The sequence below is a fragment of the Kitasatospora sp. LaBMicrA B282 genome (assembly GCF_050325825.1).
In the GTDB taxonomy this organism is placed as follows: Bacteria; Actinomycetota; Actinomycetes; order Streptomycetales; family Streptomycetaceae; genus Kitasatospora.
The window spans coordinates 1-10,591 of sequence record NZ_JBNQTI010000035.1; the positions used below are offsets into that span (position 1 = coordinate 1).

General features: G+C 74.3%; 9 protein-coding genes. 6 read left to right on the top strand and 3 right to left on the bottom strand.

Annotated features, from left to right (window positions below; genetic code table 11):
• The 3 genes from ACQRUO_RS12645 to ACQRUO_RS12655 form a co-directional block, all read right to left on the bottom strand.
• A partial coding sequence (locus tag ACQRUO_RS12645) for a DUF5667 domain-containing protein (protein WP_428315932.1) occupies window positions 1-1,126 on the bottom strand: 1,126 nt, incomplete at its 3' end.
• A gap of 511 nt (window positions 1,127-1,637) precedes the next feature.
• A complete protein-coding gene (locus ACQRUO_RS12650) occupies window positions 1,638-2,414 on the bottom strand; it encodes an ECF subfamily RNA polymerase sigma factor, BldN family (protein ID WP_428315988.1) in 777 nt (258 codons plus the stop codon).
• A 537-nt stretch (window positions 2,415-2,951) separates the two neighbouring features.
• Window positions 2,952-3,917: an HAD family hydrolase gene (locus ACQRUO_RS12655; RefSeq protein ID WP_428315933.1), complete on the bottom strand. Its 966-nt coding sequence runs from the start codon at window positions 3,915-3,917 to the stop codon at window positions 2,952-2,954.
• A 74-nt stretch (window positions 3,918-3,991) separates the two neighbouring features.
• Between ACQRUO_RS12655 and ACQRUO_RS12660 the strand changes: the two genes are divergently transcribed.
• The 6 genes from ACQRUO_RS12660 to hemB all read left to right on the top strand — a co-directional run bounded on the left by ACQRUO_RS12660 (window position 3,992) and on the right by hemB (window position 10,460).
• Window positions 3,992-4,264, top strand: a complete 273-nt coding sequence (locus ACQRUO_RS12660; protein WP_428315934.1) for a glutaredoxin family protein — start codon at window positions 3,992-3,994, stop codon at window positions 4,262-4,264.
• 229 nt (window positions 4,265-4,493) lie between these two features.
• Window positions 4,494-5,402 (top strand): redox-sensing transcriptional repressor Rex, encoded by a 909-nt coding sequence (locus ACQRUO_RS12665; protein ID WP_428315935.1) that lies wholly within the window; start codon window positions 4,494-4,496, stop codon window positions 5,400-5,402.
• Window positions 5,399-6,763: a glutamyl-tRNA reductase gene (locus tag ACQRUO_RS12670; protein WP_428315936.1), complete on the top strand. Its 1,365-nt coding sequence runs from the start codon at window positions 5,399-5,401 to the stop codon at window positions 6,761-6,763. Before ACQRUO_RS12665 ends, ACQRUO_RS12670 begins: the two co-directional genes overlap by 4 nt.
• 53 nt (window positions 6,764-6,816) lie before the next feature.
• Window positions 6,817-7,824 (top strand): hydroxymethylbilane synthase, encoded by a 1,008-nt coding sequence (hemC, locus tag ACQRUO_RS12675; protein WP_428315937.1) that lies wholly within the window; start codon window positions 6,817-6,819, stop codon window positions 7,822-7,824.
• Window positions 7,824-9,461, top strand: a complete 1,638-nt coding sequence (locus tag ACQRUO_RS12680) for a uroporphyrinogen-III synthase (protein ID WP_428315938.1) — start codon at window positions 7,824-7,826, stop codon at window positions 9,459-9,461. The genes hemC and ACQRUO_RS12680 overlap by 1 nt, the downstream gene beginning before the upstream one ends.
• A gap of 18 nt (window positions 9,462-9,479) precedes the next feature.
• A complete protein-coding gene (gene hemB, locus ACQRUO_RS12685; RefSeq protein ID WP_428315939.1) occupies window positions 9,480-10,460 on the top strand; it encodes a porphobilinogen synthase in 981 nt (326 codons plus the stop codon).
• Window positions 10,461-10,591: the final 131 nt, after the last annotated feature.

Below are 10,591 nucleotides of genomic sequence, written 5' to 3' on the forward strand. Positions count from 1 at the left end.
CGGCCGCGGCGCCCGCGGCGGGGGTGGTGCCGGGAACCGGCGCGGCCGCCGGGGCACCGCCCGAGGGGGCCGGTGTGGCGGGGGCCGCCCCGGCGCCGGTGCCGGAACCGGTGAGCGGGCCGGTGAGGCCGTTGACCAGGCCGCTGACCGGGTTGCCGCCGCCGAGCGGGCCGGCCGGTGCCGAGCCGGAGCCGCCCTGGCTGGGCGAGCCGCCGGTCGAGGGCTGGCCCGCGCCGGCCCGACCGGCGCCACTGGGCGCCACCGGGGCGGAGCGGCCGGAACCGGGGTTCGACGCGCCCGCGGCCGGGCCGCTCGGGCTCGAACCCTGGCCGGTCGACGGGGAGTCGGAGGCGGCCGGGGTGGCCCCGCCGGCGGCGGGTGCCGGGTCCAGGTGGGCCTGGGCCACCTCCTGGTTGAAGTCGCCGAAGAGCTGGTCCACCTGCTCGGCCACGGGGGTGACCTGGGCCGGCAGGTGCGACTGCAGGGCGCTCCAGTGGCCGTCCTGGGTCTCGGTGAAGTCGGCCAGCTTCTGCAGCGGGGTGATCGAGCCGTGCGCCTGGTAGACCGAGCGCAGCAGGTCGCGGCCCTTGGCGGCCTCGGCGTGCATGTCCCGCAGCGCCGAGTTGAGCCGCGCCACGGTGCTCTGGCTGAGCTGGCCCTGGCGGCCGGTGCCGACCAGCGCGCGGGCCTCGGCGAGCCGGGTGGAGGCCTGGTCGAGCAGCAGCTCGCCGCGCTCCGAGTCGGAGCCCGCCAGGTCCAGGCGCAGGCCCTCCAGGCCGCGCTTCATGCCGTAGAGCGTGTCACCGGGCAGGGCCTGCGAACTGGCCGCGGCCACCCCGGCGAAGCCGCTCACGGTCACCCCGGCGACCAGCCCGGTGATCGCGAACCGCCGCCCCCAGCGCCGCCGGCCACCGGCCGAAGCCTGCTCGAACGCGGCCAGCAGCCGGGCGCGTTGGACGCTCTTCACCTCGGCGTCCATGGCGGGCACGGCCAGTGCGCTGAGCGCCTCGGCCGTGTCGAGGAGCTCTCCGAGAGCCGCTCTGTTCGCCGGTTGTCCCGTCCGGTGGGCCTCCACCGCCTCGGCGAAGGCCTTCGCCCGCCGGTGCTCCAGCACGTTTGCCGTCACGGGCCACACCTCCCTTCGTCGTTGTCGACTCCCCGGCCTGCCGGACAGTTGCCACGGCGGGCCAAATCCACTCCTTCGGGTGACTGTGCGTGGCTCGACTTGACCACGACGCACCCGAGGGGGTTTGCACGCTGGGCAACGAGCGGTACCGGCCGTCGGTTACGCACGAGTGATCATGTGACCGCATTCTCACCCGGACGTGTGGGAACGGTCCTCGTGGTGACCCGCCGTCGGCTATGGTCAACTCGACTTCGGCGGTGGTCGGTTGCCCCTGCGGGCGGGGGCTTCGGGCACCCGTTCGCCGCGGCCCGCCCGAGCCCGGCCGTCCTGACCGCCGGCTGACGGGCACCGCCGGGCGTCCTCGGCCGGGCCGTGCCCGGCCGACCGCCGGCGATCGGCGGCCGAACGGTGCTGCCGCCGGATGCCGCAACGACGAACGGCCGCGGCGGCGCGCCGTCGGCGTCGGTGCCGTCGGCGTCGGTGGGCGTCCGGTGTCGGTGGGTCCGAGCCGTCAGCGGGCGTCCGGCGGCAGCAGCCGGGCCAGGGTGCGCACGGCGCGGTACTGCAGCGTCTTGATCGCGCCCTCGTTCTTGCCCATGATCCGGGCCGTCTCGGCGACCGAAAGCCCTTGCAGGAAGCGGAGCGTGACGCACTCCTGCTGCTGCGGGTTGAGCCGGCGCACCGCGTCCAGCAGGGCCGCGTTGGAGAGCGACTCCAGCACTGAGTCCTCCGGGCTGCGCTCGCACTCGTTGGAGTCGAGCATCTCCCCGGTGGTCACCTCCAGCCGGAACCGGCTGGACTTGAAGTGGTCGGCGACCAGGTTGCGCGCGATGGTCACCAGCCAGGCGCCGAAGTCCCGGCCCTGCCAGGTGAAGGTGCCGATCCGGCGCAGTGCGCGCAGGAAGGTCTCGCTGGTCAGGTCCTCGGCCGTGGCCCGGCTGCCGACCCGGTAGTAGATGTACCGGTACACGGTGTCGCTGTAGTGGTCGTAGAGCCGCCCGAAGGCCTCGCTCTCGCCCGCCTGGGCCCGCTCGACCAGCTCCATGATCGGGTTCTGCTCGGCCTCGGTGCCCTGCTGCGGCAGCGTCCCGGTGCGGCTGCGGGAGCCGGCGCCGCGGCTGCGGGTGCCGGCCGGGCCGGCCGCGGTGGAGCGCAGCGCCAGGCCCGCGGTGCGGGCCGGGGCCGGGACGAACGCCCCGCCGGCCGGCACCAGTTCGGGCCCGGCCAGCTCGCCGCGGACCAGCTCGGTCAGCGGCTGCAACTGGGCGCGGAGCAGCGTGCGCAGCAGGCGCAGGTTGCGCGCGGCGGGGATGACGGCGGGCGGCGACGGGCGGGAGGGAGCAGGCGCGTCGTTCCGGACAGGTGGGTACACGGGACTCCCAGAGGCAGAACTGTGGACGGATCACCTCCGCCTGCGCGGAGAGCACACTCCCCGTCACCCCGTCGGGGGGACACCTGGGGTGGGCGTGCATCCAGGAGAGAATAACGCTTTGTGCAATGACAGCTACACCCTGTGGCGGAAGTGGTCGTTTCGGATCCACTTCACGTGGTATATGAGCTGAAACCGACCGAACGGACCGCCGATTGGCGCGCTGGCGGTGAGCACTTGGCGGCACACTGTGACCGATTCCGAGGTGGGGCGGCCGGGTTCCCCGCCGGAAGGCTTGCCAATCCCAGACTTTCCGGGCCGGTCGATCGATCAGAACCGGTCAGTCGGCGTTCGGTGTCACGGGCAGCGCAAAGTCCGCTGCTGACCGGTGTGCTGACGGCCGGTCGGATCGCGGATCGGTCGGCCGGAGGGTGTGCTGCGGCGTCAGGAGCGCCGTCAGCGGCGCTTGCGGCGCAGTGCGACCCCGGCCACCGCGGCGCCCGCCGCCGCGCCGAGCAGCACCGCCGCGGGCACCCCGATCCGGGCCGCCTTGCGCCCGGTGCGGAAGTCCTGCACCCGCCAGCCGTGCGCCCGGGCGTACTTGCGCAGCCGCCCGTCGGGGTTGACCACGAAGGGGTGCCCGACCAGCGAGAGCATCGGGATGTCGTTCGCCGAGTCGCTGTAGGCCGCGCACCGCCCGAGGTCCAACTGCTCGCGCCGGGCCAGCGCCTTGACCGCCTCCGCCTTGGCGGGGCCGTGCAGCATCTCGCCGACCAGTCGGCCGGTGTAGCAGCCGTCGACCGCCTCGGCCACGGTGCCGAGCGCGCCGGTCATGCCGAGCCGGCGGGCGATGATCCGGGCCACCTCCTGCGGCGCCGCGGTGACCAGCCAGACCCGCTGTCCGGCGTCCAGGTGCATCTGCACCAGCGCCCGGGTGCCCGGCCAGACCTTGGCGGCGACGATCTCCTCGAAGATCTCCTCGCAGATCGCCTCCAGGTCGGCGGTCCGCTTGCCGGCCACCAGCGAGAGCGCGGTGTGCTGGGCGTCGGCGATGTGGCCGGGGTCCTCGGTGCCGTGCAGCCGGAACCAGGCCTGCTGCCAGGCGAACTTGGCCACGTCCAGCCGGCTGAAGAAGTTGCGCCGGTAGAGGCCGACGCCGAGGTAGAAGACCGCCGCGCCCTGCAGGATCGTGTTGTCGCAGTCGAAGAAGGCGGCGCCGTGCGGGTGGTCCACCGGCGGTCCGGCCGGCTCGCGCTCCGCGGCGGCGGTCTCGGCGGGCTCGACCCCGGCGGCCCCGGCCTCGGTGGGCTGTGCGGCCTGCCGCAGGGCCTGCTCGGCGGCGTCGGCGGCGGCCTCGCCCGCCAGGGCGGCCCGCTCGGAGGGGGAACGCCTTGCCTGGGTGAGCCTTCGCAGCGCGGCCATGGCAACGAGCATAGTCAGCCATCGTGAACGCCGGTGCGCCGGGCGGTGGCGCCACGACGGCGCACAATGGGTCGGTGACTCCGCTGCTGCGCCGTGCCAAGAACCCCGCCGATCGCACCGTGACCCTGATCGGCAAGCCCGACTGCCACCTCTGCGAGACCGCCCGGGAGGTGATCGTCAAGGTGACCGGCGAGCTCGGGGCCGGTTTCGAGGAGCTGGACATCCTGCAGGACGAACAGCTCTACCGGACCTACTGGGAGCAGATCCCGGTGACCCTGATCGACGGCAGGCAGCACGACTTCTGGCGGGTGGACGAGGCCCGGCTGCGGGCCGCGCTGACTCGGTAGCCTCGAACTCCTGGCCGGGCGTCGAGCGGTGGGCGACGATGGTTCGGCCGGGGCGGCGGGCGGCGTGATGCGCGTCACTGTGGCAGGACAAATCGGACACCATCTTTGTGCACACGTTCACAAACGCATAGCCTGGCAGCCAAAGCCCAGCTTCACCCACAGGAGCACCGTGGCAATCGGCCGATCAACCCCCAAATCCTCGCCCCCCAGCCCTGCCGACGGAGGCTCCATGCGCCGCACCCCTGTGGGACGTCAGACTCGCGCCCGTGGCATCCCCGAGGCCACCGTGGCCCGGCTGCCGCTGTACCTGCGGGCGCTGACCGCGCTCTCCGAGCGTTCGGTCCCCACCGTCTCATCCGAGGAACTGGCGGCCGCGGCCGGGGTGAACTCCGCCAAGCTGCGCAAGGACTTCTCCTACCTGGGCTCGTACGGAACCCGGGGCGTCGGCTACGACGTCGAGTACCTCGTGTACCAGATCTCCCGTGAGCTGGGTCTCACCCAGGACTGGCCGGTCGTGATCGTCGGGATCGGGAACCTGGGCCACGCACTGGCCAACTACGGGGGCTTCGCCTCCCGCGGCTTCCGGGTGGCGGCCCTGCTGGACGCCGACCCGGCGGTGGTCGGCTCCACGGCCGCCGGACTGCCGGTGCGGCACATGGACGAACTGGAGTCCATCGTGGAGAGCCAGCAGGTCTCCATCGGTGTGATCACCACCCCGCCGGGCGCCGCCCAGCAGGTCTGCGACCGCCTGGTCGAGGCCGGGGTGACCAGCATCCTGAACTTCGCGCCGACCGTGCTGACCGTCCCGGACGGCGTGGACGTGCGCAAGGTCGACCTCTCGATAGAGCTCCAGATCCTGGCCTTCCACGAGCAGCGCAAGGCCGGCGAGGAGCCGGAGGACGAGCCCGAGGACGAGCCGGCCCCGCTGCCCAGCACCGCCGCGACCCCGGCCCGCAGCTCCAACCCGGTCCGGGCGGCCGCGGCGAAGCTGCGCCGGGCCGCCACCGGCGCCAAGCCGGAGGCGAAGGCCGAGAAGGGCAAGGCCCAGCAGGCGGAGGGCGCCGAGGCGCCCGCGCGGGCCAAGGGCGCCGAGCGGGTCAACCCGGAGGGCGAGCGCCGTGCGGTGATGCCCGCATGAGCCTGCTCGTCGTCGGCCTGAGCCACCGCACCGCACCCGTCACCCTCCTGGAGCGCGCCGCGCTGACCGGGGAGGCCCCCACCCGCCTGCTGCACGACGCGGCCGCCACGGCCACGGTCTCCGAGGCGGCGCTGCTCAACACCTGCAACCGGATCGAGCTCTACGCGGACGTGGACAAGTTCCACGCCGGTGTCGCCGAGCTCTCGCTGCTGCTGGCCCACCACAGCGGCGTGGACCTGGAGGAGCTGACCCCGCACCTCTACGTGCACTACGAGGACCGTGCCGTCCACCACATCTTCTCGGTGGCCTGCGGCCTGGACTCGATGGTGGTCGGCGAGGGCCAGATCCTCGGCCAGCTGCGCGACGCGCTGGCCCGCGCCCAGGAGGAGCACACCGCCGGGCGCGGCCTGAACGAGCTGTTCCAGCAGGCGCTGCGGGTCGGCAAGCGGGCCCACAGCGAGACCGGCATCGACAAGGCCGGCCAGTCGCTGGTCACCTTCGGGCTGGAGCAGGTCGCCGCCGGGGCGGGCGAGATCGCCGGCAAGCGGGCCCTGGTGGTCGGCGCCGGTTCGATGAGCTCGCTGGCCGCCGCCACCCTGGCCCGCTCCGGGGTGACCGACCTGGTGATCGCCAACCGCACCGCCGAGCGCGCCGAGCGGCTGGCCGCCACCCTGGGCGCCCGCACGGTGGCGTTCGCCGAGGTGCCGCGGGCGCTGGCCGAGGTCGACCTGGTGATCTCCTGCACCGGCTCGGCCGGTGTGGTGATCCCGGCTGCCGACGTGGCCGCCGCGGTCGCCGCCCGGACCGGGACGGCGACGTCGTCGGTGCGGGGGCCGCTGGCCTTCCTGGACCTGGCGATGCCGCGTGACGTCGACCACGCGGTGCACGAGCTGCCCGGTGCGCTGCTGATCGACCTGGAGTCGCTCTCCCAGGTGGACGCGGCGCTGCCCGGGGCCGGCGACGTGGACGCGGTCAGCGGCATCGTCGCCGACGAGGTCGCCGCCTTCGGCGCCGCCCAGCGGGCGGCCCGGATCGCGCCGACCGTGGTGGCGCTGCGCGCCATGGCCTCCGAGGTGGTCGGCGCCGAGCTGGCCCGCCTGGAGGCCCGCCTGCCCGACCTGGACGAGCGCTCGCGCGCCGAGGTCGCCCAGACCGTCCGCCGGGTGGTCGACAAGCTGCTGCACGCGCCCACGGTGCGGGTCAAGCAGCTGGCCGCCGAACCGGGCGGCGCCTCCTACGCCGAGGCGCTGCGCGAGCTGTTCGACCTGGATCCGGGTACGGTGCACGCCGTGTCCGGCACCCCGATCGGACCGCAGGCGCAGCCGGCCGGCGGTAGTCTCGCGGGCGGAGCGGCCCGTTGACCCCTCCTCCGTATCCCCCTCTCGACCACCAGCACCACCGGGATGATCACGCTATGAATGGTCAACTGAGCACCCAGCAGGGCCAGTTGGACGCCGAATCGATACCGCTGCGGCTCGGCACCCGGCGCAGCGCGTTGGCCGTGGCCCAGTCGGGGATGGTCGCCCGCGAGGTGAGCCGGGTCACCGGCCGCCCGGTCGAGCTGGTGGAGATCACCACCTACGGCGACACCTCGCGCGAGCAGCTGGCGCAGATCGGCGGCACCGGGGTCTTCGTCTCGGCGCTGCGCGACGCGCTGCTCGCCGGCCGGATCGACTTCGCCGTGCACTCGCTCAAGGACCTGCCGACCGCGGCCCCCGAGGGCCTGGCGCTGGCCGCCGTGCCCGAGCGCGAGGACGTCCGGGACGCCCTGGTGGCCCGCGAGGGCCTCGGGCTGGAGGCGCTGACCGAGAAGTGCGCCCCGGACCCGGCCCGGATCGGCACCGGTTCGCCGCGCCGGATGGCCCAGCTCAACGCCTGGGCCGCGGAGCGCGGCGTGGCGATCGAGACGGTGCCGATCCGCGGCAACGTCGACACCCGGATCGGGTTCGTCACCGCCGGCGAGCTGGACGCCGTGGTGCTGGCCACCGCCGGCCTCAACCGGCTGGGCCGGTCCGCCGAGATCAGCGAGCACCTGGCCCCGGAGCTGATGCTCCCGGCCCCCGGCCAGGGCGCCCTGGCGATCGAGTGCCGCAGCGACGCCCCGGAGCTGGTCGCCGCCCTCGGCCGGCTCGACCACGCCCCGACCCGGGCCGCGGTCGCCGCCGAGCGCGCCCTGCTGGCCGCGCTGGAGGCGGGCTGCTCCGCGCCGGTGGCCGCGCTCGCTCAGGTGAGCGACGAGAGAGAACTGCGGCTGGAGGGTGTTGTCGGCACGGTCGACGGCGCCACCCTGCTGACGATGTCCACCACTGGCCCGCTCGTGTTCGACGAGACGGCCGAGCAGCAGGCGCGGGCCCTGGGCCACGCGCTGGCCGCCCGGCTGCTGGAGAGCGGAGCGGCCGGTCTGATGGGGGAGCGAGTCTGATGAGCCCCACCAACACCGCCGACCGCTCCGGACGCTGCACCTTCCTCGGTGCCGGCCCCGGCGACCCCGGTCTGCTGACGCTGCGCGCGGTCGAGGTGCTGGCCTCGGCCGACGTCCTGGTCGCCGACCCGCTCACCGCCGAGGCGGTGCGCAGCCACTGCCCGGAGCACGTCCAGGTGGCCACCTCCGGCCCCACCGGGGGCACCGAGTTCGACGCCGCCGCGCTCTGCCGGCTGCTCACCGACGCGGTCGCCGGCGGCAAGCACGTGGTCCGCACGGTGGACGGCGACCCGGGCCTGGACGGCCGGGCCGCCGAGGAGATGCTGCTCTGCGCCAAGGCCGGGGTCGCCTTCGAGGTGATCCCGGGCGTGGCCCAGTCGGTCGGCGTGCCGGCCTACGCGGGCGTGCCGCTGCGCGGCAGCAACGGCGCCGACGTGCGCTTCGTGGACGGCGGCGCGCTGCTGGCCGGCGCGGTGCTGGACCTGGGCGTCCCGGAGACCACCCTGGTGGTGCGCACCACCCTCGGCCAGCTGCCGGCCACCGCGAACGCGCTGGTCGCCAACGGCCGCAAGCCGGACGCCGCGCTGAGCGCCACGCTCTCCGGCACCACCACCCGGCAGCGCACCTTCACCTCCACCCTGGGCACCATCGCGGCCGACCTGAAGGCCGCCCGGGTGCTGCCCTCGCCGGTCTCCGCCCCGGTGGACCCGAACACCTCGGTCATAGCCGTGGTCGGTGAGCAGGTCGCGCACCGCGACTCGCACTCCTGGTTCGAGACCAAGCCGCTGTTCGGCTGGAACGTGCTGGTGCCGCGCACCAAGGAGCAGGCCACCGGCCTGTCCGAGCAGCTGCGCTCGTACGGCGCGGTGCCGCAGGAGGTGCCGACCATCGCGGTCGAGCCGCCGCGCACCCCGCAGCAGATGGAGCGGGCGATCAAGGGCCTGGTGACCGGCCGCTACGAGTGGATCGCCTTCACCTCGGTCAACGCGGTGCGCGCGGTGCGCGAGAAGTTCGAGGAGTACGGCCTGGACGCCCGGGCGTTCGCCGGGATCAAGGTCGCGGCGGTCGGCGAGACCACCGCCAAGGCGCTGGTCGACTTCGGCGTCAAGCCCGACCTGGTGCCCAGCGGCGAGCAGTCGGCGGCCGGGCTGCTGGAGGACTGGCCGCCCTACGACCCGGTCTTCGACCCGATCGACCGGGTGCTGCTGCCGCGCGCCGACATCGCCACCGAGACCCTGGTCGCCGGCCTGGTCGAGCTCGGCTGGGAGGTGGACGACGTCACCGCCTACCGGACGGTGCGCGCCTCGCCGCCGCCGGCCGAGACCCGGGAGGCGATCAAGGGCGGCGGCTTCGACGCGGTGCTCTTCACCTCGTCCTCGACCGTGCGCAACCTGGTCGGCATCGCCGGCAAGCCGCACAACGTCACGATCATCGCCTGCATCGGCCCGGCCACCGCCAAGACCGCCGAGGAGCACGGGCTGCGGGTGGACGTGATGGCCCCCGCGCCGTCCGCCTCCGCGCTGGCCCAGGCGCTGGCCGAGTTCGGCGCCGGTCGCCGGGACGCCGCCACCTCGGCCGGTGAGCCGGTCTACCGGCCCAGCGAGCGCCGTCCGGGCTCCCGGCGCAAGGCACGCTGACCTTCCCACGGAGGAACCATGGCTGACTTCCCGTCCATCCGGCCCCGCCGGCTGCGCAACAGCCCCGCGATGCGGCGGCTGGTGGCGGAGACCCGGCTGCACCCGGCCGAGCTGATCCTGCCGCTCTTCGTCCGCGAGGGGATCAGCGAGCCGGTGCCGGTGAGCTCCATGCCGGGCGTGCTCCAGCACACCCGGGACACCCTGCGGAAGGCGGCCGTCGAGGCGGTCGAGGCGGGCGTCGGCGGGCTGATGCTGTTCGGCGTGCCCGAGGTGCAGGACGCGGTCGGCAGCGAGGGCACCAACCCGGACGGCATCCTGCAGCGGGCGATCCGCGACGTGGTGGCCGAGGTCGGCGACCAGGTGGTGATCATGTCCGACCTCTGCCTGGACGAGTACACCGACCACGGCCACTGCGGGGTGCTGGCCGCGGACGGCTCGGTGGACAACGACGCCACCCTGGAGCGGTACGCCGAGATGGCCCGGGTGCAGGCGGACGCGGGCGTCCACCTGGTCGGGCCCTCGGGCATGATGGACGGCCAGATCGGCGTGGTCCGCGCGGCGCTGGACGCGGCCGGCCACCAGGACGTGGGCATCCTCGCCTACACCGCCAAGTACGCCTCGGCGTTCTACGGCCCGTTCCGCGAGGCGGTCGGCTCCTCGCTGAAGGGCGACCGGAAGACCTACCAGCAGGACCCGGCCAACGCCCGCGAGTCGCTGCGCGAGCTGGAGCTGGACCTGGCGGAGGGGGCCGACCTGGTGATGGTCAAGCCCGCCATGGCCTACCTGGACGTGCTGCGGCAGATCGCCGACGCCTCCCCGGTGCCGGTGGCCGCGTACCAGGTGTCCGGCGAGTACGCGATGGTCGAGGCGGCCGCCGCCAACGGCTGGATCGACCGGGAGCGGATGATCATGGAGACCCTGACCTCGATCCGTCGGGCCGGGGCCGGGCAGATCCTCACCTACTGGGCCGTCGAGGCCGCCCGGATGCTGGCCCGCTGACGTCGGCACAGCAGTGAGGGGGGCGGCGCTGCTTCACGGTGCGGAAGATGCCGGCGACGGCCCGGCGCACGGCGATCGCGTCCGGGTGGTCGACCGGGAGGTCGTCGAGCTCGGCGAGCACCTGGAGGCAG